This window comes from Arthrobacter sp. K410C, assembly GCF_059090105.1.
This window is the reverse complement of sequence record NZ_JBNHFJ010000001.1, coordinates 793387-815699: the sequence shown is the minus strand read 5'-3', so window position 1 is coordinate 815699 and position 22313 is coordinate 793387. Positions and strand designations below refer to the sequence as shown.

The window sequence follows — 22313 nt, the reverse complement described above, 5'->3', positions numbered from 1 at the left end:
CCTATCACTTGAGGTGGCTAAAACGCCGGTTTAGGGACCAGGAGTGATAGCGCAACTGAAGAGGCGGTTATCCTCGACAGATGGGTGAAACGGCGATTCCCACTCGGATCAGTGCGCTGCAGAAGGGCCTGTGGTGGCTGCAGGACTACGTGTATGCGGCGATATGCCAGGTTGAGGGCATGCTGTCCCGCGTGCAGCCGGGGTCGTTCCACCAGGGACACCGCAGTCCCGTGGTGATCATCCCGGGCGTGTACGAGAACTGGCAGTTCATGCTGCCCCTCATCCAGTCCGTCCACGACGCCGGCCATCCCGTCCACGTGGTCACGGTGCTGCAGCGGAACAAGCTGAAGGTGCCGGCGGCGGCCAGGCTGGTGGCGCAGCACATCGAGGAGGCCGGGCTGCGGGACGCGGCCATCGTGGCCCACAGCAAGGGCGGGCTGATCGGAAAGTACGCCATGCTCAACCTGGACCCGGAGCAGCGGATCTCCCGGATGATCACCGTGTGCACGCCCTTCTCCGGTTCCACCTACGCGCGCTACATGCTGCTGCCCAGCCTGCGGATCTTCTCGCCGCGCAACGCCCTGACCCTGGAGCTGGCCCGCGAGGAAACCATCAACAGCCGGATCACGTCCATCTACGGACCCTTCGATCCCCACATCCCGGAGGGCAGCATCCTGCCGGGTGCCACCAACATCGAGCTGCCCACGGCCGGGCACTTCCGCATCCTTGGGGATCCGGAAACGGCCCGGATCATCGTGGAGCAGCTGACCCCGGACGAGCCGTGAGTTCCGTGGAAAGGAATTACGACGCCGGGCGGCCGGCTCCGCAGGAGCCTGACCACACGCGTCCGGAGAGTTCGAGCGAGCGGCGGCAGAGCCGGTGGGCCACCGTGCTGGCGGTGCTGCAGCGGCTGCTGTACCTGCTGGTGACCATCGCCGTCGGATGGGCCGTCTGGTTCTTCCTGCTCTCGCGGCTGTCCCGCGGTCCCGAGCAGGCCTGGGTGTTCCTGCCCGTGTGGCTGATCCTGGCGTATGCCCTGCTGCCGCGCATCCACAAGATCCTCAGCAGCCTTTACATCCCGGACTACTTCATCGGCCGGACCAGGACAGGTGACGGCGTGCTGGGCGACCCCGTGAACCTGGCGGTGGTGGGGACCGGGGACGAGCTGCGGCGGGCGATGCGTTCCGCCGGCTGGGTGGAGGCGGACCCCATCACACCCGCCACCGCCTGGCGGACCCTGACGTCCACAGTGCTGGGGCGGAGCTACCCGCAAGCGCCGGTCAGTTCCCTGTACGTGTTCGGCAACCGCCAGGACCTGGCGTTCCAGCGCGAGATCGACGGCAACCCGCGCAAGCGCCACCACGTCCGGTTCTGGGAATGCCCCGAGGGCTGGATGCTGCCCGGCGGAATTCCTGTCGATTTCGTGGGTGCCGGCACCTATGACCGGAGCGTGGGACTGTCCCTCTTCACGTTCCAGATCACGCACAAGATCGCCGACCGCACGGACGAGGAACGGGACTTCATCATCGAGACGCTTGAGGCCGCGCGCGCCGTGGAGTCGGTCCACGTCATCCTCAACTACTCCACTGGTTACCACCACCGCAACGGCGGCGGGGACGCCATCCGCACCGACGGGCACCTGCCCATCATCGACCTGTATGAGCCGGGCAGGCCAAGCGAGACTAACAGCTGAGCGAGTGCTTCAGCGGAAGCCCGTCCCAGACATTAGCCGAGTCCTTGACCTTGTACCTGCCTCGGATCTCCGTACGCCAGTTGTTCGACGTCCTTACCAGCTCCCTGTAGCTCCTGCCGGATTCCTGGCTCAGGTCGCCCACGAAAACCGGGGTGGTTTCCGTGCCGCGGTAAAGGGTGACCTCATGGTAGTTGGCATACGTGACCCGCCCGTAGTCCTTCACCGTGATGGTGAGGCCTAGAAGGCCGCAGGTGATGGTCACGTTGGTTAGTTCCTTAGCCGGTGCTTCAAGCTTGGCAGCGGAGATGCTGGTGTTCGCTGAGGTAAGGCTGGTGAATGCCGCATGGGCAGGCGGAGAAAGCACAAGGGCCATCAACAGGCATACGCCAACACCCGTATAACGGGCTGTGTTGCTCTTCACGTCCTGCCCCTACTGACCGTTTGCTGCAGGTTCCGGTTCCCGGCGCCAAATGGATACCAGCAGCCCACCGACCAAAACAGCAGGGGCTCCGTACATGAGGGCATTGAGGATGACTGGCTCGCGGAGGATGCGGATTGCCTGGCCCAAATGGGGGACCGTGAATACGTGCTTGTCCACTGTGTTGCTTTCCAGGGTGGCAATCCAAGGGTCCACTCCGTTATTGGCGTCACCCTTTGTCCGCACCGCCGTCGTCCCGTTGCTGTTCACAAGGATCTCGGTGACGCGGTGGGTTTCCACCCGATGGTCCTCCACAGGAATGTGGTAAGTGATGACGTCGCCGACCTGGATATCGCCGACGGCCGTAGGTGTGGTGACCACCACATCGCCAGGGTTGATCAGCGGTGCCATTGATCCGGTGAGCATGGTGGAGGTGTGGTAGCCGAACAGCCGTGGACCAAGGGCCAGCAGCAGGAAGGCCGCAACCGCCAGGATCACCATCGTGCTGGATGCAATGCCCAGGAGGCGCCCCGCCACGTTCCCTGCTCGGACAATGAGACGCTGCGCGCGGCTGCTGCAAGGGCGGGCTTCGGATGTCCCGGCGCCGTTGGGGGTAGGGCGGTGCCGGGACGTTTCGAGAGCCCCGGCACCAGGAGCTGCAGCCGTGGCCGGAACCATGACCTGTGCGCTCATCTCGGTGTCCTTTCGGCGGAGGGTGTCCAAACGGTACGGGGTTGCTGGCGGTGCCGGCTTCATGACACCGCCAGCAAGTCTATTTGCCGGTGGCTACGGCAGCACGGGCTACTTGACGGTGCCGGTTCGCTGCGTGGCGTCGAACGTGAAACCGACGGTGGTGGTCAGGCCCTGAAAGCTGTTGCCGGCGGTGGAGGGCAGCGACGTGGTGATTTTCAGGTGGTCTGTGCCCCCTGCCGTGACGGAGGAGAGGTTTGTCAGTGCCCGGCCGGTGCCCAGGATGGCACTCTCGGCCAGGACCGACTTGGAGCCCGAGCAGGTGTCCGGCCCGTTGGCAACGGCCGTCCAGGCGTTGCTGCAGGTTTCGATGTTGACCTGCAGGCCTTTGGTTGCGTCTGAGGTCAGGACGTTGGATGCTACGCCGGCCCCGAGGGCGGTTGTCAGTGTGACCGTGTTGAAGTCGGAGTTGCCCGTGTTGGCCAGCGAGGCGAACTTCTCCACCGAGTCTCCGGGCAGGAGGTTGTTGACCGGGACGTTCAGGGTGCCCGCTCCGGTCAGGTCGATGGCTACGGTGCCGGCCGTCACGGCCTCGTCCACGGTGGTGGTGCTGTCCGTAAACGCGCCGTAAGTGCCCAGTCCCGCAACTGCTGCGGCTGTGCCTACGAGGGCCACGGAAGCTAGGATTTTGCCTGAAGTGGTTTTGATGTTGAATGCCATGAGAAAAGTCCTTTGCGACGATGCCCACCCCCAGGCGGGCCAGCCGCCCCCCAGCGGGCCGACTGTGCTGCCAGGCTCTAACGGGCTGGCAAGAACTACTTTCCGTTGGCTCGATCAAAGAACAGGGAGGAAATCAATCAAACTTCCGTCAAGATTTCTAGGAATTGGTGGGAGCGCTATCGACCGGTGCTGGCCGCCGCCATCCGTTCATGAACATGTAAGCTGTCCGTCACCTGTCGGCCGCCCGCCTTGGCTGCCGACCTGTGAAGCTGATGCGGGCTAAACAGATGCCCGTTGGTTGACGCCGGGACCGTCCGGCTTGGAGGGTGGGCAATGACGCGCCGGCTGGGTGTTGAGGAAGAGTTCCTGATTGTCGACGACGGCGGCAACCCCGTGCCGCTGGGTGCGGTCCTTGACCAGCTCAGCGATTTTCCCCGCCTCACCAGCGAGATGAAGCAGGAGCAGATCGAAACCTGCACCCTGCCACGCATCAGCCTTGCCGAGCTGGCCCACGACATCACGGACGGCAGGAAGAGCGCGGACGCCGCGGCCAGGAGGGTGGGCGCGCGGGCCGCTGCGCTGGCAACCTCGCCCGTGCCCGTTCAGTCCACCCTGGCGCCGGGGGAGCGCTGCTCTCGGCTGATGGAGAAGTTCGGGCTCACCGCGGTGGAGCAACTGACCGGCGGCTGCCACGTGCATGTGGAGATCGAGTCGGAGGAGGAGGGCGTGGCCATCCTGGACCGCATCCGGATCTGGCTGCCCGTCCTGCTGGCCATCAGCGCCAATTCGCCCTACTGGCAAGGGACGGACACGAGCTACGCGAGCTACCGTTCCCAAGCCTGGAGCCGGTGGCCCACCACAGGGCCTGCCGAGATTTTCGGTTCCGCTGCCGCCTACCGGCACGAGCTGAAACAGATTCTCAGCTCAGGGGTCCCGCTGGACCAGGCCAACCTCTACTTCGACGCGCGGCTGAGCCACAAGCATCCCACCGTGGAAGTCCGGGTGGCGGACGTGTGCCTGTTTGCCGACGACGCCGTCCTCATGGGAGCCCTGGTGCGGGGCCTGGTGGAGACGGCGGCCCGGCAGTGGCGGGAGGGGATCATGCCGGTGCCGGCCTCGGCCACGCAGTTGCGGCTTGCGTCCTGGCAGGCCAGCCGCTACGGACTGGACGGCAATTTGGCGGACCCGTTCACCGGTACGCCTAAGGGCGCCTTCGAGGTGCTGGTGGCCCTCCTGGACCACCTCCGCCCGGTCCTGGAGGAGCCAGGCGAATTCAGTGTTGTGGAGTCTTTGCTGTTCCAGGTCCTGCACCGGGGGACGGGTGCCGCAGTGCAGCGGAACTCCTACGCAGGGGCCCTGAGCCTGCGTACAGTGGTGGCCGACGCCGTCACCGCCACGTGCATGCCCGCCACGGCGCCGCGCGAGCCTGGAAGGGCGGCTGCGCTGAACCGCGGCCTGGTGCTGTAACGGTTCCTGCTAGCGGCGCGGGGAGCCCCGGCGTCGTGCCGCGAACGCGAACAGCGAGGTGGTGGCCACCGTGGCCAGGTACCCCGCTATGACAATCAACGAGATCCCGGCCCAGAAGTAGTTGGTGGTGCTGGCCTCCTGCCAGGGGCTCGGCGCGATCCGGATCAGCGAGTATATGGCCACCGCCGCCGAGGCCAGTCCGAGCAGAACCGGCAGCGTCAGCCAGATCCGGGCCGAACCGATGTGCCCGCCGAAACCGTCCCAGGCGTTCCAGGCGCCCCGCCGCACGATGAGCCAGCCGGCAGGGATCATGAACGCGCCCACCAGCAGGAACGCCGCCACCACGTCCGCGGGCCGGTGCCACTGGTTGATCAGCGTCGAAACCCCGGAGGCGATGGCGAACGTGCCGCCCACAAAACCGGCCATCGGGCGCCAGCGCGGGGACGCCATCAGGAACACCGCGGCCGCCGCCGAGGCCGCCAGCGTGGTGTGGCCGGACGGGAGGGAGTTAATATCCAGCGTCACCACGCCCTTGTCCGGCCGGGCCGGCAGCAGGGCCTTGAGCACCTGAGTGGCCACGTTGGCGCCGATGCACGCAGCCACCGCGATCCCGGCCTCCGCCCAGCGCTTGCGGATCACGGTCACAAACAGCACCACGACGGCGGCCATCACCAGCGAGATGGTGGGCAGCAGATCCAGGAACCTGGTGCTCGCCTTGCCTGCCGGGCCATGGAGTTCCACGGCCTCCACCAAAGCCGACTCGTCGATGAACTGACCCGTGGTGGTCTGGACAAAGTAGTAGTAGGTGGCGACCAGCCCGGCCACGCAGGCCAGGGTTGCCAGCATGAACAGGAATCCTGAGCCCGGAGCTGGTCGGGATGCGGTCCTGATGCCTGCCTGCCGTGAAATTGTCATCGGCTTAAGGGTGTCACAGAAAGCTGGGAGACCGCTTGGACTTGACGGGCGTGCCGCCGCCCTGGGGAGGGCCGGGCCGCCGCCCTGAGGCAGGGCCGGGCCTCTGCCCCTGGGGGGAGGCAGCCGGGTCAGGCGGGGGCCGCTGCCAGCTCTTCGATGATCTCGAACTGCTCGCGGACGCCGCCCTCCATGCCGGACTGGGCAATCATGTCGCGGACCTCCCTGCTGCCCGCGTTGGTGCGGATGCTGACCGTGGTGCCGCCGCCGTCGGCCTCCTCGAAGGTGACGGTGTTAACCACGGCCCCTTCCTGGCTGTCGGGCGCCGCCTCCGGCATCTCCATCACCTCGGTGTGCACGATCCGCTCGTTGGGGACGATCTCCCGGTACGTGCCGTGGAAGGCGACCTCGAACCCGCCGTGGGCCACCATGACATACCGCCATGTACCGCCCACCCGGAAGTCCATGTCCGCGACGGTCATCTCGCCCCGGCGGCCGGGCCACCACTTCCGGACCAGCTCGGAGGTGGTCCAGGCCCGGTATACCAGGTGCCTGGGCGCGTTGACCGTGCGGGTTATCAGGATTTCCTCGTCGCTGGGGAACGTGACGTCCATGGTGCTCCTGCCTGTTTCTGCCACTGTCCTGCTCCTTATCTAGCTGTCCTGCTGTTTCAGTTCGTCAAGCACGTCCTCAAGCAGGTCGAACCGCTCCGCCCAGAGGTGCTCATAGCCCGCCACCCACGCATAGATGGGCTTCAAGGCCTCTGCGTTGAGCGAGTAGATGCGCTGCCTGCCCTCGTCCCGCACGTGCACGGCGCCCACTTCGCGGAGGACCCGGAGGTGCCTGGACACGTGCGGCTGGGCAAGATCAAGCCGGTCCACAAGTTCACCTACCGTGCGCTCGCCGGCTGCCAGGGCGTCCAGGATTTCCCGGCGCCGCGGTTCGGCCACCGCATTGAAGGCGTCCTCTGTAGTAGCTGCGCGTGCCATTGCATCATCGTATATCCATATTGATATGTTTTGAAGACCCATCACCAAGCCGTCACCGTTCTGCGGGAGGGTTTCCACCGACGGTAGGGTGAATGCCATGCCTGCCAGCGCCTCGCCTCTGCCGGACCTGCCCCTGCTGCAAGACCTTTTGGCCGGCGCGCACGTGGTCAGCCTGCCCATGCGGGTGAAGTTCCGCGGCATCCTGGAGCGCGAATCGCTGCTGCTGCGGGGCCCGGCCGGGTGGGGGGAGTTCTGCCCGTTCCCCGAGTACGGCGACGCCGAGGCCTCCCGCTGGCTTGCCTCTGCCATCGAGGCCGCCTGGCTCGGGTTCCCCGCACCGCTGCGGACTGCCATTCCGGTGAACGCCACCGTGCCGGCGGTTCCTGCTGAACTGGTGGCAGGTGTGCTGGCCCGGTTCGGGCGGGTGGACGCCGTCAAGGTCAAGGTGGCGGAGCGGGGCCAGACCCTCGAGGACGACGTTGCGCGGCTCGCCGCCGTACGGGCCGCCCTGCCGGATGCCGCCCTGCGCGTGGACGCCAACGGCGGATGGGGCGTGCCCACGGCCGTCAAGGCACTCACCCGACTGTCCGCCGTCGGGCTCGAATACGCCGAGCAGCCCGTGCCCACCATCGAGGGCCTCGCGGAAGTGCGCACGCAGCTGCGTGCGGCTGGCATCCCTGTGCTTATCGCCGCCGACGAAAGCGTCCGCAAGGAGGACGACCCGCTGCGCGTGGCCCGGGCCGGCGCCGCCGACCTGGTGGTGGTCAAGGTGGCGCCGCTCGGGGGAGTGCGGCGGGCCCTGGACATCGTGGCGCAGGCCGGCCTGCCCGCCGTCGTCAGCTCCGCGCTGGACACCTCGGTGGGCATCCGTGCAGGCCTGGCCCTGGCCGCCGCACTGCCGGAACTGCCTTACGCGTGCGGGCTGGGGACCGTGTCCCTGTTTGAATCGGACGTCACCCTGGACCCCCTGACGGCCGACGACGGCGCCATCCGCCTGCGCGACGTCACGGCCGATCCCGGGCTGCTGGAGCGGTATGCGGCCTCCCCGGAGCGGCGGGACTGGTGGCTTGCCAGGCTGCGCCGGGTCCACGGCGTCCTCGCCGCCTGAGACCCTCTCTCACTTCCCGCGGCTTCCCCCGGGACGCTCGCTCACTTGTGGCGGCTTTCCCTGGGACGCCCGCTCACTTGTGGCGGCTTTCCCTGGGACGCCCGCTCACTTCCGCAGACGTTCCTGCAGGTCACATGCGGTTAATCTTGGCTTCACCTGTCTGATGTTTCCCCGTAGAAAGCACCTGACAGGGTGGCACGGACCCCAGAGGAACATTTTGGAAGGCACCCTCATGTCTGAAACGCCCACCCGCAAATTCACGCTGCTGCCGATGCTCGGCCATACCAAGGGCAAGCGCAGTGCCGTCACCTGCGCCCTGAAGTGCGACAACGCCTGCGCCGGCGATGTCTGCAACACCAGCTCCAACAGCTACTTCCGCGACATCGCCTCCGCCACCATGTCCCGCCGCGCCGCCCTGGGCTTCGGCGCCGCCGGTGCGCTCGCCGTCGTCCTCGGTTCAGCAGTGACCTCGCCTGACTCCGCCTCCGCCGCGGGCCTGTCCAAGGCAGCCAAGGAAGGCTTCGGCAAGTCCAAGCTCCAGTTCACCGCCATCCCGTCCATTGACGCCATGGTTGACGCGGTCACCGTTCCCGAAGGCTTCACCTGGCGGCCGGTCATCCGCTGGGGCGACCCCATGTTCAACGACGCGCCGGAGTTCGACCTGGCCAACCAGACGGCGGCGGCGCAGGAGAAGCAGTTCGGCTACAACAACGACTACACGGACATCCTGGAGATCCCGGGCAGCAAGGGCCGCCGCGCGGTGCTGTTCTCCAACCACGAGTACACCAACGACGCCATCATGTTCCCGCCCAGCATGCCGGCAGACCAGATGCGCGCTGTGGGGGCAGCTGCGCACGGCCTGTCCGTGGTGGAGCTGGAGCGCCAGAACAAGAACAAGCCGTGGACCTACGTCAAGGGTGCGGCACTGAACCGCCGTTTCCTGAACTCCACGGTGTACGAGCTCACGGGGCCGGCCGCAGGTTCACCCCTGGTCAAGACCGCGGAGGACCCTGCCGGCCGCTTCATCAAGGGCACCCTCGGCAACTGCGCCGGCGGCACCACCCCGTGGGGCACCATCCTGTCCGGTGAGGAAAACTTCCAAGGCTACTTCGTAGGCAACGGCACGTCCGCCGGCGACAAGCGCTACGGCATCACGTCCAAGCCCACCGCCCGCCAGTGGGAGCTGGACGAACCGCGCTGGGACACCCGCAACCCCGGCTACGAGAATGAAGCCAACCGCTTCGGCTACATCGTGGAGGTGGACCCGTTCGACCCCACGTCCACCCCGAAGAAGCACTCCATGCTGGGCCGCTTCAAGCACGAGGGCGCCAACGTCATCATCGCGAAGTCCGGTCACGTGGTGGCCTACTCCGGCGACGATGAGCGCTTCGACTACCTGTACAAGTTCGTCTCCAAGGACAAGTACCGCGAGGGCGACCGCAAGCACAACATGACCCTCCTGTCCGCCGGCAGCCTCTACGTGGCAAAGTTCACCGGAAACTCGCCCGCCGCCGAAATCACCGGCACCGGCGCGGTTCCGTCGGACGGTGCCTTCGACGGCACGGGCGAGTGGCTGCCGCTGGTGCTTGACGGCAAGTCCGCCGTGCCCGGCATGTCCGTGGAAGAGGTCCTGGTGTACACCCGTCTGGCCGCCGACAAGGTTGGACCCACCAAAATGGACCGCGCCGAGGACGTGGAGCCAAGCCTGCACACGGGCAAGGTCTACGTGGCCTGCACCAACAACTCCAACCGCGGGGCCGGCACGAACGAGGGCGCCACTGAGGTCAACCCGCGCAACCAGAACCGCGACGGCCACATTGTGGAGATCACCGAAACCGGCGACCAGACCTCCACCGCCTTCACCTGGAACCTGCTGATGGTCTGCGGCGATCCGGCCCAGGGCGACGTCACCTACTTCTCCGGCTTCCCGGTGGACAAGGTTTCGCCCATCTCCTGCCCGGACAACCTGGCGTTCGACTCCGTTGGCAACCTCTGGATCTCCACCGACGGCGCCCCCTCCGGCATCGGCCGGGCGGACGGGCTGTTCAAGGTCACGCTGGAGGGCGCCGAGCGCGGCAAGGTGGAGCAGTTCCTCGCCGTCCCGCGTGACGCCGAGACCTGCGGCCCCATCATCCACGACGAGGAGCGCACCGTGTTCGTTGCCGTGCAGCACCCGGGCGAGGACGGAACCTTCGAGAACCAGGTGTCCTTTTTCCCCGACTACGTTGCGGCAGGCACGACGCCGGCTCCCGGCCAGGCGCGCGCCCCGCGTCCGTCCGTGATCCAGGTGTTCCCCGTCCGCGACTGACCCTCCGCACGCGCGCTCACTTCTGGCGCCTTTGGGATCAACGCTCTCTCACTGTCTGCCTGCTGGGGCGGCGGACAGTGAGAGAGCGTACCCCTTTAAGCCGCCGTAGGTGAGAGAGGGTTTGGGTTGTGGCCGCCAGATCTGAGCGGGGGTTTGGGTTTGAACCGCCAGAAGTGAGCTGGCGTCCGGGGGTGGCAGACTGGATTGGTGACTTCGCTGAACGAACCGGCCCCTGACGCTGCCCCTTCCGACACAACCGACGCGCAGGAGGCCGCGCCTGAGTTGGGCGCGCTGGCGGCGGCGCGCATCGCCGTCGGAGTCCTGCTCGACGGCGGGGTGCGGCACGTGGTGGTTTCGCCCGGTTCCCGGTCGGCCCCCATGGCTTACGCGCTGGCCGAGGCGTCCGCAGCGGGCCGGGTGGAACTGCTGGTCAGGATCGACGAGCGTGCCGCCGGGTTCACGGCCCTGGGCCTTGCCTTGTCCACCGGTTCCCCGGCCGCCGTGCTGACCACGTCCGGAACCGCCGTCGGGAACCTGCTGCCGGCCGTGATGGAGGCCAACCACGCCGCCGTCCCGCTGATTGTCCTGTCCGCGGACAGGCCGGACGAACTCCGCGGAACAGGCGCCAACCAGACCACCGTGCAGCCGGACCTCTTCGGCGAACAGGTCCGGTTCGCTGCGGACGTCCCCGCGGGCAGCAACCCCGAACGCGCCATCCAGACCGGGCTTTCCGCGGCGACCGGCGCCTTCGCCGAGATCCCGCCAGGGCCGGTGCAGCTCAACCTCGCGTTCCGGGATCCGCTGGTTCCGGCACCGGAGGAAGGGCTCCCGACGGTGGTGGAGCGGCAGCGCTACCGGATCGGAACAGAGCCGCTGGTCATGAACCTGCCGCCGGCGGCGGATGAGCTGCCGGAGCGGCGGACCGTTGTCCTGGCCGGCCACGACGCCGGACCGGTGGCCGAGGCGTTCGCCCGCGCCCACAACCTGCCGCTGCTCGCCGAGCCGTCATCCAACTCCCGGTTCGGCCCCAACGCCGTGGGCCCGTACCGGCTGCTGCTGGAACATTTCGGGCCGGATTCAAGGCAGCCCATTGAGCGGGTGGTGCTGTTCGGCCGGCCCACCCTCTCGCGCCCCGTCGCCGCCCTGCTGGCCCGCCCGGACGTACAGTCAGCCCTGTACCAGCCCGTTCCGGTGGCCTGGTACGAGCCAGGCCGCCGCACGGAACTGCCGCTGGAGAACCTGTCCGACCTCGCCGACTTTGCCGGCCGCGGCACCTCCGCCTGGCTGGACACCTGGCTGCTCGCCGGGTCCGCCGCACAGCACGCCTTGGACGGCGTTCTGGCCGCGGAGGCTGCGGCCACCGGTCCTTCCGTGGGGGCACTGGTGTGGCGCCACGCCCGCGGGCAGCTGCTGCTGGGGTCGTCCAACGGCATCCGCGACGTCGACCTCGCCGGCCTGCCCGCGCCGGAACCGGCCGCCACCGTCTACGCCAACCGGGGCCTGGCCGGGATTGACGGCACCATCTCCACCGCCACGGGCATCGCGCTGGGCGGGCGGCAGGAAACCACTGTCCTGCTCGGTGACGTCACCTTCCTGCACGACGCCGGCGGCCTCCTCCTCGGCGCGGGGGAAGAGCAACCGGATCTGCGGATGGTGGTCCTCAACGATGCCGGCGGCGCCATCTTCGCGCTGCTCGAGCACGGCGCGGTGGAGGAAGGCGGGAAGTACGGAGACGCCGTCGAACGCCTCTTCGGCACCCCGCATGCGGTGGACATCGCGGCACTCGCCGCGGCGTACGGCGTGGGGCATTCGGTGGTCAGCACGACGGCGGGACTCGCCGAGGCGCTCGCGCGGCCGGTGTCCGGACGCACCATCGTGGAAGTCCGCACCGACCGTCATTCCCTGCGGCAGCTGCACGCACGGATCAAGGACTCGGTCGCGGCCGGTGTCGGGGGAGTGCTGGTGCCGTAGGCCGTAGGTCCCCCGCGGGACCGGTCACCCCGTGGGCGGCGTGAACTGGCTGGCGGTGAAGACAGCCCCCTGCGGGTCCCGGATCACGGCCTCACGGGTCCACCCGGTGTCGTCCTGCCGAAGGACCTGGGCGCCGAGCCGTTCGGCGTCGAGGGCTGTCCGGTCCCGGTCGGCCACAGCGAACGTGACATGCCAGTGCGGCGTCCGGTCGGGTCCAATCGGGACGATCCAGGCGACGGCGTCTGCAAATCCGGGTGGAGCCGCGAACTCGGACTGCCGTGCCCTGATCTCCGGATCGACGGTCTTTTCAAGGTGCTCGCCGTACCCGGGCACGCGGACCATCAATCCGAAGCCGGCGTCGTCTGCCCCGAAGCCCACCTTGTCCACTTGCCAGCCGAACGCGCCCTGGTAGAAGCTAACGGCCGCCTCCGGATTGCGTGTGTGGAGGTCGCTGAAGTTCCAGGTCCCGGGCCGGTTGACGGCCTGTGCCCCACCTTGCCGGTTCGGCTGCCAGAGACGGAATTCGACGCCCTCCGGATCAGTTAGCGCCGCGCTGCGGCCGTCCTCTCCCGCATCTGTTGCCGGTGCCCGCAGCCCGGCACCGGCAGCGATCAGCCGATCCACTGCGGCGTCTGCGTCCTCGACCGCGATGTAGGTGCTCCAGGCCGTTGTATCTTCGCGGCCGCTGGCGATCCCTGCCACGTCCGCGCCGTCCAGCTGGGCCACCAGGTAGCGGTCCGTCCCGCCGCCCGGAGCTGCCTCCCGAAACGTCCAGCCGAAGAGTCCGGCATAGAAGGTAGCTGCCGCGTCGATTCCAGGCTGGGTCGTGTCGATCCAGCACGGCACCCCTGGAGGGTACGCCCGTCCGTTCATGTTCCGCTCCTGCTTTCCTTGATCGCTGCTTCGAATGTGGGCAGGCTCCGCTCGATCATGTCCTCGTTGGCTGTCAGGGACATCCGGAAGAACCCGGGCGTCTCGAACAGCGTGCCCGGGAAAACGAAGACGTCGCGGCGGGCGAGGGACTCGGTGAAGGCGTCGTCGTCCGGGCCGGGGGTGCTGACGAACAGGTAGAACGTGCCCTCCGGCGGCTGCATGCGGTAGCCCATGCTGCCGAGCGCGTCCACCAGGCGGTCCCTGCGCCGCTCCAGCTGGCCGACGTCGATGGAGAACTTCTCCAGCGCCGGAAGCGCGTGCTGTAGCAGCGCATTCGGGTAGACCCAGCCCATCGCCACCTGCAGGCCGCTGATGGCCGGAGCCATCTCTTCCCGGTGCGGCATGGCCGGGGGCAGGGCCAGATACCCCACCCGCTGGCCGGGAGAGAGGTGCGTCTTGCCATAGGAGTAGGCCAGCAGCGTGTACGGGTAGTACTCCGCCGGGCTGTGGAACCGCGCGCCGCCGAACACAATCCGGTTGTAGGCCTCGTCCGAGATGAGGTAGATGCGCCGCCCAATCCTCGCAGACGCAGTTTCCAGCAGGTCGGCGAGCCGGAGCAGTAGCTCCGGGGGATAGATCCGGCCAGTGGGGTTGTTGGGCGAATTGACGATCACAACCCGCGTCCGCGCCGTGATGGCCGCTTCGATGGCGGCGAGGTCAAGATCGAAGGTGGCAGTGTCGACCTTCACCTTCACCGGTACCAGCCCGGCTTCGAGGATCAGCGGCTCGTACAGGAACCACGGCGGCAGGCTGTAGACCACCTCGTCGCCGGGGTCCGCCACGGTCTTCAGCGCCAGGGCGATCGCGGCGAACCCGCCGGTGGTCAGGAAGATGTCCTCTGTCTTGAAGGGCACGTCCAGCAGCCGTTCAAGGGACTGTGCGGCCGCCTCCTGCGCCGTCTCCACGTTGGTTTTATAGGCAAACCATTGATCATTGCGGGGAACCAGGGCATCCCGCAAAGTGTTGACGTAGCGGTCCGGCGGCATCTGGTGGGGGTTGCCGAACGTGAAGTCGCAGACGGTGCGCTGGTCCTGTCCCCGGTTAAGGTACCGCCGGATGAAGGAGTCAACCCGCTGGAACGATGGTACCGATGCCAGCCGTGCAGCGCGTTCGGATACTGCCGCCGCCGGTGGTGTGGCTTGGGGATTCATATCTGCGCTCCTGGATGCGCCGCACGGTGGGACGGCGGCCGGACGGGCAGCGCGCTGCTGAGCCAGGGCTGTGGTGGGACCTATTGTGTGCCCCGGCACCGCGGAAGTAAATGCCCGCACAGAAGGCGCGTGCCGCCGTCGTACACCTCCTTCAAAAGCGGGGCGCAGAGTGCCCCGTGACGCGCAAAATCCCCGGCGCTGCGGAAAGATCCATAGCGCCGGGGATTGTGCGTAGCGAAAGCGGGGAGGGCCTACTCCTCGATCTCGATGTGCGTGGGGTCGAGCACGCGGCGCAGGAACTCCTTGGTGCGCGGCTGGGTGGGGGCGCTGATGACCTGCTCGGCCGCGCCTTCCTCCACCACCACGCCGCCGTCCATGAAGACCACGCGGTCAGCCACTTCGCGGGCGAAGCCCATCTCGTGCGTGACCACCAGCATGGTCATGCCCTCCTGGGCCAGGTTCCGCATGACGGAGAGGACGTCGCCCACCGTCTCGGGGTCCAGCGCGGACGTGGGCTCGTCGAAGAGCATCAGTTCCGGGTCCATGCTCAGTGCACGGGCAATCGCCACACGCTGCTGCTGGCCGCCGGAGAGCTGGTCGGGGAAACGGTCCGACAGATGCCCGAGTCCCACGCGCTCCAGGTTGTGCATGGACACCTTGTCCGCTTCGGCCTGGGAGCGCTTGAGGACCTTGGTCTGGGCGATGGAGCAGTTGCGCTTCGCGTCCAGATGCGGGAACAGGTTGAACTGCTGGAACACCATGCCCACCTTGCGGCGCATTTTGTCGATGTCCACGTCGGGATCGGTGGCCTCGAAGCCTCCTACCTGGATGGTGCCCTGGTTGGGCTGCTCCAGCAGGTTGACGCAGCGGAGGAGGGTTGATTTGCCCGAGCCGGAGGGCCCGATCAGGCACACCACTTCGCCCGGTGCCACGTCCAGACTGATCCCCTTGAGGACCTCGTTGGATCCGTAGGACTTGCGCAGGTCTTTGATCGCTACGCCGGCGGCGTGGATGGTACTGGTGCTGCCGCTGGAGGAATGTACGACGTCGTTCATTGTCTTCCCTGCCTATCGCTTGGTCCGCGCGGAGCGGCTTTCGAACTTCCGGGCCAGGAGGCTCAGGGGGATGGTGATGACCAGGTAGAAGGCACCGGCTACCAGGAGCGGCGTCAGGCCGGCGCCCAGGCTGGAGATGCCGTCGCGGCCGAACTTGGTGAGCTCGTACTGCGAGGCGGTCAGGCCCAGGACGTAGATCAGTGAGGAGTCCTTGGTCAGCAGGATGATCTCATTGGTCAGCGGCGGCAGGACGATCTTGAACGCCTGCGGGATCACGATGGTCACCATGGCGCGCCACTGCGGCATGCCGAGGGAACGGGCGGCTTCGAGCTGACCCTTGGGGACAGCCTGCAGGCCGGCGCGGAGGGTCTCAGCGATGTATGCCGATGCAACCATGCCCAGCGAGATCATCACGATCACCGTGACGTTCCACGAAACGCCGAAGGCCAGCGGAACACCGTAACCGAAGGCGATGAACACGAGCAGGGCGGGGATGCCGCGGAAGAACTCGATGTAGCCAGTGGCGATCCAGCGGTACAGCGGGAAGCTGGACAGCTTCATCAGGGCCAGCAGCAGGCCGCCGGAGAGTCCCACGATGAAGCCCAGGAAGGTGTAAATCAGGGTGTTGACCAGGCCGGTGATGAAGATGCCCGGAAACATGGGGCCGATCTTGGCGAAGTTGAAGACGCTGTTGCCGATGGTCTCCCAGTCGGTGGCCAGGATCAGCGCGGCGACGGCCACAACAAAGATTCCGGCCTGGACGTACAGGCTTACTCTGGCGCGTTGACGTGCTGTCATTGCCATTGCCATGGGTTGCTCACATTCGTTATGCGTGGCAGAGGCCCCGGACGGACTGCGTACAGCTTGTCCGGGGCCCCGGCTGCGTGGTTCTCAGGGCTGGAAAGGATCCAAGGCTACGGACGCCTTGGGCCCATGCTCTGGTTTACTTGGCGGTCTCGCCGAACCAGGTGGTCTTGAACTTCTCCAGCGAGCCGTCTTCTTCAAGGCGTTCAAGGGTGCCGTTGACCTTTTCCAGCATGGCGCTGTTGCCCTTCTTGACGGAGATGCCCAGCTGCTCGCCGGTGGCAAAATCCTCAACGCTCTTGAACTTGGGGTCGTCCTTGATGGCGTAGCCCAGGACGGACTGGTTGCCCAGTGCGGCGTCGATGGTGCCGGCCTGGAGTGCCTGGACCAGGAGCCCCGTGTCCTCGAACTGCTGCGCCTCAAGGCCCTGTTCCTGCGCGTAGTCGGCGCCGGTGGTGGCCTGCTGCACGCCTACCTTCTTGCCCTTGGCGTCGTCCAGGCTCTCGATGCCGGATCCCTCGCTGGCAACCAGGGCCAGGTCGTCGTCGAGGTAAGGCGTGGAGAAGTCCATGACCGACTTGCGGGTGTCCGTGATGGAGATCGAGGAGATGCCAAGGTCGCACTGGGTCAGGGCGGTGCCGGTTTCGATCGCTTCGAAGGAGCTGTCCACGATGCTGAGTTCAGCGCCGAGGTCCTTTGCAATTTCCTTGGCGATGTCGATGTCGTAGCCGACCGTCTGGCCGTCCTTCTCGAACTCGAACGGCTCATAGGGGATGTCGGAGCAGACCGTGAGCTTGCCTGCGTTGATCAGCTGGATGCCGCCTTCGGACGCGGCGGGCGTGGAACTGCCACCACCGCACGCCGTGAGGGTAAGGGCGCCGACGGCGAAGACTGCTGCTGCCTTGGCGGTGATCTTGGCCGTGGCCAGGGACTTGAGCTGCATGTTTCTTTACCTTTTGTTGCAGGGGTATGCGGTTCTAAATCGGTTCATAGTGTAGCCCCAGATTATGAGATGTGCATCACAGGAAACTTAGTTTCACTATTGGATAACTAAACCACACCAAAAATCAAGCGGGTCGGGCGGTGACTTGTCTGCGATTCCAGACCCTGGGGCTGGAAGGCCAGCTCAGGTGCTGATGCCGAGGGACTCCAGCATCGGGCGGAACTTCGCCCACGTTTCAGCCAGCTCGGCCTCGGGTTGAGATCCGTCCACGATGCCGCAGCCGGCATACAGCCGCACGGTGTCCGGCGACTCGATCACGGCGCCGCGGAGGGCAATGCCCCACTCGCCGTTCCCAGCGGCGTCCAGCCAGCCCACGGGACCCGCGTAGGGTCCGCGGTCCAGGTGCTCCAGCTTGCGGATCAGTGCGCCCGCCACCTGCGTGGGCGTGCCGCAGACGGCGGCGGTGGGGTGCAGTGCGTTGATCAGTGCCAGGCAGGTGGGGACGTGGCCTTCCACCTCGGTGAGTTCGGCCTTGACGTCGGAGGCCAGGTGCCAGACGTTGGGCAGCTCGAGGATGAAGGGCTCATCGTGCGCGTTCATGGCTTCCGAGAACGGCGCCAGCTGTTTGGTGAGCGACTGGATGGCAATCTCGTGCTCGTGCCGCTGCTTCTCGGAGCCGGCCAGCACCCGGGTGGCGTAATCCATCGGCAGGCCGTCCTCGCCGTGCGCGTCGCGCCGGTCCAGCGTTCCAGCCAGCACGCGCGCCTGGGCTGTCCGGCCCTCCACCTGGATGAGCATCTCAGGGGTGGCGCCCACCAGCCCGTCCACGCCGTAGGTCCAGCATTCGCGGTACCGCGCGGCCAGTTCCCGGAGCACCTGCGCCGCGTTCACGCCGGTGGGGATGGTGGCCACCACGTCGCGGGCCAGCACCAGTTTCTCCAGCGCTCCGGTGCGGATTTCAGCAACCCCTGCGGATACCGCCTCCATCCAGTCTTCCTCGCTCAGGGACCCGGTGTGGAGTGTTGCGCCGGCGGCCAGGGGGAGGGGGCGGACGACGGCGGCGCCCGCACGGCCGGGAAGGGCACCCTGCTGCGGGTCCGTGGCGGAGTCCGCTGCCGACGTCGTGATGGTTGCGGTGGCGAAAGCTGCGGACGGAGCGCCGTTGCCGAGCCAGCGGTCCAGGGCGGCGAGGGCGCTCTGTGCGGTGAGCTCGCCGTCGTCGAGCGTCAGCTGCGTGACCCACACCTTGCTGTCCCGCACGCCCACCACGACTTCCGGCACTATCAGCCGGGACTCGTGCGCGGAGGTCTTGGAGAAGGCGAAAGACCCGAAAGCCACCGGGCCGGTGCCCGGCAACTCCACGTGGTCGGTGACGTCGGCTTCGATCACCAGGTGCCGCCACCAGATGTCGGCCTCGAGGAACCGTTCCGGGCCGGTGGCCGTGAAGCGGGCGATCTCGCCGAAGCCCGCCAGGCCGCCCTCGCGGCGGGTCCAGCAAAGGACATCGTCCCGCACCAGAAACGAAGGCAGCCCCCCGGGGAATGCGGTGCCATCCAGGGGGACTGTCAGGGTGCGGATCGTGCTCGTCATGATGAGACAACACTACTCCGGACCGCAAAGCCGGCTTCGGGAGGGATCTTAGGGCATCCCGGGAAGGGCCGGGAGTCAATGGGCCCGTGGTCCGGGGCCTGCCGAACATTTGAGACAATGACATGGTGAACCGAGCATCCTTGGATAAGCGTCCGGACGAAGTAGCCACCATGTTTGACGACGTCGCACCGAAGTACGACGTTGTCAACGATGTCCTGTCCATGGGGCAGACCCGCCGCTGGCGCAAGGTTGTGGTGGAAGCGATGGAAGTCTCCAAGGACCAGCGCGTCCTGGATCTGGCTGCCGGAACCGGGACGTCCAGCGAGCCATATGCCGATGCAGGCATAGATGTTGTGGCATGCGACTTCTCCCTCGGAATGCTCAAGGTGGGCAAGCGCCGCCGCCCGGACATCAACTTCATCGCCGGGGACGCCACCAACCTGCCGTTCGCTGACAACACGTTTGATGCCACCACCATTTCGTTCGGCCTCCGCAACGTGAACGAGCCCAAGAAGGCACTGCAGGAGATGCTCCGCGTCACCAAGCCGGGCGGCCGCCTGGTCATTGCCGAGTTCTCCCAGCCCGTGGTCCCGCTCTGGCGGACCATGTACACCGAATACCTCATGCGCGCGCTTCCGGCCATCGCCGTGAAGGTTGCCTCCAACCCGGACGCCTATGTCTACCTTGCCGAGTCCATCCGCGCCTGGCCGGACCAGGACCACCTGGCGGCGTGGCTGCAGGACGCCGGCTGGGAAAACGTCACCTACCGCAACCTCACGGGCGGAATCGTGGCGGTGCACCGCGCCTTCAAGGCGGCGGACAAAACGCCCGGCGACGCTGCTGCCGCCATCGCCGCGCACAAGGGCCCGGTGGCCAAGCTCCGCCGCAACATCACCCGCTGACCGGCGTGAAGGTACTGATTGTCGGTGCGGGTCCCGCCGGATCCACCGCTGCGTATTACCTCGCCAGGGCCGGGCTCGAGGTCACGGTCCTAGAGAAGACCAGCTTCCCGCGCGAAAAGGTCTGCGGCGACGGGCTGACCCCCCGCGCCGTCCGGGAGATCCAGAAGCTCGGCCTGCCGCACCCTGAAAATGACGGCTGGCGCCGGAACAAGGGCCTGCGCCTGATCGCCGGGGGGCGGACCATCGAGCTGCCGTGGCCCGAGGTGGCCGACTTCCCCCAGTACGGGTTGATCCGCACCCGGCTGGGCTTCGACGAGGAACTGGCCCGGCACGCCCAGGCGGCGGGGGCCACCATCCTTGAGCGGCACAGTGTCACCGACGCCCTGCATGCGGAGGACGGCCGCGTGACAGGCGTCCGCGCAGCGCTCCTGGACCAGTCCGGACGCAAGACGGGGGAGACGCGTGACTTTCCTGCCGACGTCGTACTCGCCGCGGACGGCAACTCCACGCGCACTGCTGTGTCCCTCGGGATCCAAAAACGTGACGACCGGCCCCTCGGCGTGGCGGTCCGCACCTACTTCACCTCCCCGCGCACAGACGACGACTGGATGGAAGGCTGGCTGGAGCTTCCCGGCCGCGACGGCAAGCTGCTGCCCGGCTACGGCTGGGTCTTTGGCGTCGGCGACGGCACATCCAACGTGGGCCTGGGCATTTTGAACTCCTCGAAGGAATTCGGCAAGCTCGACTACAAGCAGGTGCTCCGCGAATGGACCGCCGGCATGCCCGCCCACTGGGGCTTCACGCCGGAAAACCAGGTGGGCGAAATCCGCGGCGCCGCCCTGCCCATGGGCTTCAACCGCACCCCGCACTACTTACCCGGCCTGCTCCTGCTCGGAGACGCCGGCGGCATGGTGTCCCCGTTCAACGGCGAGGGCATCTCCTACGCGATGGAATCCGCGCGCTTCGCCGCCGAGTTCATTATCGACGCGTCCGCCCGCCTGGCCTCCTCCGGCGGAACGTACGACGCCGACGCGCACCTGGCGCGATACGCGGACTACGTGCGGGGCCAGTGGGGCTCGCATTTCACCCTGGGCAGGGTGTTCGCCGCGCTGATCGGCAAGCCGGCCGTCATGGGGCTCGCGCTGCGGACCGGAATGCCCATCCCGGTGCTGATGCGGTTCGTGGTGCGGCTGCTGGCCAACCTGACGGACCCGACCGCAAAGGGCTTTGAGGACAGGGTGATCCGGGTCCTGGAGTCGCTCGTCCCGGCCACATCCAATACATTGACGCCCACCCCGGCAGTCTCCAACCAGCGGTATCCGCAACAAAAAGTTAGGGTTAACCCGTGACCAAACCCGCAGAGCACAGCTGGACCCACGCCGGACACGGCATGACCGACGCTGAACCAAGCCTCAACACCAGCGCCATTGCCACCGGACTCCAGCTCCCCGCGGGATTCGCCGCCATCGCCGAAGATGCAGAACTGGGCCCGGCCATCACCAACAACCTGGCCAAGGTGGAGAAGAAGCTCCGCGAGGCCATTGCCAACTCGGACCCACTGGCTGACGCAACGTCGCGCCACCTGGTGGAGGCCGGCGGCAAGCGCATCCGGCCGCTGCTCACCCTGCTGTGTGCCCACCTGGGCGATGCCTCCCTGCCTGCAGTGGTGCAGGCCGCCGTCGTGGTGGAACTGACCCACCTGGCAACGCTGTACCACGACGACGTCATGGACTCCGCCCCGTTCCGCCGGGGCGCGCCCACGGCCCACGAAGTCTGGGGCAACTCGGTGGCGGTCCTTACCGGCGATCTGATTTTCGCCCGTGCCTCCATCCTGGTGTCCGAGTTGGGCTCGCGTGCACTGGGCATCCAGGCCCGCACCTTCGAGCGGCTCTGCCTCGGACAGCTGCATGAAACTGTGGGCCCGCGGCCGGACGAGGATCCGGTGGAGCACTACCTCTCCGTGATCGCGGACAAGACCGGCTCGCTGGTTGCTGCTTCCGGGCAGCTCGGTGCCATCTTCTCCGGCGCCGACGAGGCTTTTGAGAATGTGCTGGTGGAATACGGCGAGAAGGTGGGCGTGGCCTTCCAGCTCGCCGATGACGTCATCGATGTCACCGGGGTCAAGGTCAAGTCCGGCAAATCGCCCGGAACGGACCTCCGCGAAGGTGTTCCCACCCTGCCCGTGCTGCTCCTGCGGAAGGCTGCCGAGGACGGCGACCAGTCCGCCGTCGAACTGCTCAAGCTGGTGGACGGGGACCTGAGCTCGGACGAGGCGCTGGCCGAGGCCGTTGCCGGGCTGCGCGCGCACCCCGTGACGGCCGAGTCCTGGGTGGTGGCCCGTAGCTGGGCCAACGAGGCGATCGCCGCGCTGGCACCGCTGCCCGAGGGTGTGGTCAAGGAATCGCTGTCCAACTTCGCGCTGGCTGTGGTGGACCGCGCCAGCTAGTTCTCAAAGCAGAAGCCCGGCTCCCCCCAGGCGCCGGGCTTCTGTTGTTTGTGGCGCCGCCCGCCCACAATCCGGCAGCGCCAGTTAAACGGGACAGCCCCGGTCCGCTGCAACTTGCATTGCTTTGAACCGGGACCATCTCTCCGTTCGCATCAGACCCGCCGGAGGCGTTTAGCGGATCCGGAAACAGTCTATGACAGATCTGTCACAAAA

General features: G+C 67.0%; 21 protein-coding genes. 9 read left to right on the top strand and 12 right to left on the bottom strand.

Annotation, left to right across the window (positions count from 1 at the left end; all coding sequences use genetic code 11):
- Nucleotides 1-80 precede the first annotated feature (80 nt).
- Both AC5RU7_RS03870 and AC5RU7_RS03865 read left to right on the top strand, forming a co-directional pair.
- Entirely contained in the window at nt 81-785 is a 705-nt protein-coding gene (locus tag AC5RU7_RS03870; protein WP_494051131.1) for an esterase/lipase family protein, read from the top strand.
- Nucleotides 782-1693 (top strand): LssY C-terminal domain-containing protein, encoded by a 912-nt coding sequence (locus AC5RU7_RS03865; protein WP_494051130.1) that lies wholly within the window; start codon nt 782-784, stop codon nt 1691-1693. Before AC5RU7_RS03870 ends, AC5RU7_RS03865 begins: the two co-directional genes overlap by 4 nt.
- Here the strand turns inward: AC5RU7_RS03865 and AC5RU7_RS03860 are convergent.
- The 3 genes from AC5RU7_RS03860 to AC5RU7_RS03850 form a co-directional block, all read right to left on the bottom strand.
- On the bottom strand, nt 1683-2114 hold the full coding sequence (locus AC5RU7_RS03860; RefSeq protein ID WP_494051129.1) for a SipW-dependent-type signal peptide-containing protein: 432 nt from the start codon (nt 2112-2114) through the stop codon (nt 1683-1685). The two genes, AC5RU7_RS03865 and AC5RU7_RS03860, sit on opposite strands and share 11 nt — an antisense overlap.
- 9 nt (nt 2115-2123) lie before the next feature.
- Nucleotides 2124-2804: a signal peptidase I gene (locus tag AC5RU7_RS03855; RefSeq protein WP_494051128.1), complete on the bottom strand. Its 681-nt coding sequence runs from the start codon at nt 2802-2804 to the stop codon at nt 2124-2126.
- A gap of 108 nt (nt 2805-2912) precedes the next feature.
- Nucleotides 2913-3521, bottom strand: a complete 609-nt coding sequence (locus AC5RU7_RS03850; RefSeq protein ID WP_494051127.1) for a TasA family protein — start codon at nt 3519-3521, stop codon at nt 2913-2915.
- A gap of 333 nt (nt 3522-3854) precedes the next feature.
- On the opposite strand from AC5RU7_RS03850, the gene AC5RU7_RS03845 reads away from it, so the two are divergent.
- Entirely contained in the window at nt 3855-4988 is a 1134-nt protein-coding gene (locus AC5RU7_RS03845) for a glutamate--cysteine ligase (protein WP_494051126.1), read from the top strand.
- A 9-nt stretch (nt 4989-4997) separates the two neighbouring features.
- Here the strand turns inward: AC5RU7_RS03845 and AC5RU7_RS03840 are convergent, their stop codons facing one another.
- The 3 genes from AC5RU7_RS03840 to AC5RU7_RS03830 form a co-directional block, all read right to left on the bottom strand.
- On the bottom strand, nt 4998-5903 hold the full coding sequence (locus AC5RU7_RS03840; protein ID WP_494051125.1) for a phosphatase PAP2 family protein: 906 nt from the start codon (nt 5901-5903) through the stop codon (nt 4998-5000).
- A gap of 128 nt (nt 5904-6031) precedes the next feature.
- Nucleotides 6032-6538: an SRPBCC family protein gene (locus AC5RU7_RS03835; RefSeq protein WP_494051124.1), complete on the bottom strand. Its 507-nt coding sequence runs from the start codon at nt 6536-6538 to the stop codon at nt 6032-6034.
- 15 nt (nt 6539-6553) lie between these two features.
- On the bottom strand, nt 6554-6889 hold the full coding sequence (locus AC5RU7_RS03830) for an ArsR/SmtB family transcription factor (RefSeq protein ID WP_494010281.1): 336 nt from the start codon (nt 6887-6889) through the stop codon (nt 6554-6556).
- Nucleotides 6890-6986: 97 nt separating this feature from the next.
- Here AC5RU7_RS03830 and AC5RU7_RS03825 point away from each other — a divergent pair, with 97 nt between their 5' ends.
- The 3 genes from AC5RU7_RS03825 (at nt 6987) to menD (ending at nt 12276) form a co-directional block, all read left to right on the top strand.
- Entirely contained in the window at nt 6987-7997 is a 1011-nt protein-coding gene (locus tag AC5RU7_RS03825) for an o-succinylbenzoate synthase (RefSeq protein ID WP_494051123.1), read from the top strand.
- A 232-nt stretch (nt 7998-8229) separates the two neighbouring features.
- Nucleotides 8230-10305, top strand: coding sequence for a PhoX family protein (locus AC5RU7_RS03820; RefSeq protein ID WP_494051122.1), 2076 nt, complete (start codon nt 8230-8232; stop codon nt 10303-10305).
- 207 nt (nt 10306-10512) lie between these two features.
- Nucleotides 10513-12276 (top strand): 2-succinyl-5-enolpyruvyl-6-hydroxy-3-cyclohexene-1-carboxylic-acid synthase, encoded by a 1764-nt coding sequence (gene menD / locus AC5RU7_RS03815; RefSeq protein WP_494051121.1) that lies wholly within the window; start codon nt 10513-10515, stop codon nt 12274-12276.
- A 24-nt stretch (nt 12277-12300) separates the two neighbouring features.
- Here menD and AC5RU7_RS03810 read toward each other — a convergent pair whose 3' ends face one another.
- From AC5RU7_RS03810 to AC5RU7_RS03785, 6 genes are all read right to left on the bottom strand, one after another.
- A complete protein-coding gene (locus AC5RU7_RS03810; RefSeq protein WP_494051120.1) occupies nt 12301-13149 on the bottom strand; it encodes a VOC family protein in 849 nt (282 codons plus the stop codon).
- On the bottom strand, nt 13146-14360 hold the full coding sequence (locus tag AC5RU7_RS03805; protein ID WP_494051119.1) for an aminotransferase class I/II-fold pyridoxal phosphate-dependent enzyme: 1215 nt from the start codon (nt 14358-14360) through the stop codon (nt 13146-13148). The genes AC5RU7_RS03810 and AC5RU7_RS03805 overlap by 4 nt, the downstream gene beginning before the upstream one ends.
- Before the next feature lie 251 nt (nt 14361-14611).
- Complete coding sequence (locus AC5RU7_RS03800) at nt 14612-15415, bottom strand: amino acid ABC transporter ATP-binding protein (protein ID WP_494051118.1); 804 nt, start codon at nt 15413-15415, stop codon at nt 14612-14614.
- 12 nt (nt 15416-15427) lie between these two features.
- A complete protein-coding gene (locus AC5RU7_RS03795; RefSeq protein ID WP_494010288.1) occupies nt 15428-16219 on the bottom strand; it encodes an amino acid ABC transporter permease in 792 nt (263 codons plus the stop codon).
- Nucleotides 16220-16358: 139 nt separating this feature from the next.
- Entirely contained in the window at nt 16359-17162 is an 804-nt protein-coding gene (locus AC5RU7_RS03790) for an ABC transporter substrate-binding protein (protein WP_494051117.1), read from the bottom strand.
- Between the two features lie 183 nt (nt 17163-17345).
- Complete coding sequence (locus AC5RU7_RS03785) at nt 17346-18752, bottom strand: isochorismate synthase (protein WP_494051116.1); 1407 nt, start codon at nt 18750-18752, stop codon at nt 17346-17348.
- 125 nt (nt 18753-18877) lie between these two features.
- Here AC5RU7_RS03785 and AC5RU7_RS03780 point away from each other — a divergent pair, with 125 nt between their 5' ends.
- Genes AC5RU7_RS03780 through AC5RU7_RS03770 form a run of 3 tightly spaced genes read left to right on the top strand, consistent with a single transcriptional unit; the run spans nt 18878 to nt 22100 of the window.
- Nucleotides 18878-19654 carry a demethylmenaquinone methyltransferase gene (locus tag AC5RU7_RS03780; protein WP_494051357.1) on the top strand — a complete coding sequence of 259 codons (777 nt, stop codon included), beginning with the start codon at nt 18878-18880 and terminating at the stop codon, nt 19652-19654.
- A 5-nt stretch (nt 19655-19659) separates the two neighbouring features.
- Complete coding sequence (locus AC5RU7_RS03775; protein WP_494051115.1) at nt 19660-21003, top strand: geranylgeranyl reductase family protein; 1344 nt, start codon at nt 19660-19662, stop codon at nt 21001-21003.
- Nucleotides 21000-22100 carry a polyprenyl synthetase family protein gene (locus AC5RU7_RS03770; protein ID WP_494051114.1) on the top strand — a complete coding sequence of 367 codons (1101 nt, stop codon included), beginning with the start codon at nt 21000-21002 and terminating at the stop codon, nt 22098-22100. Before AC5RU7_RS03775 ends, AC5RU7_RS03770 begins: the two co-directional genes overlap by 4 nt.
- The last annotated feature ends 213 nt before the right edge of the window (nt 22101-22313 follow it).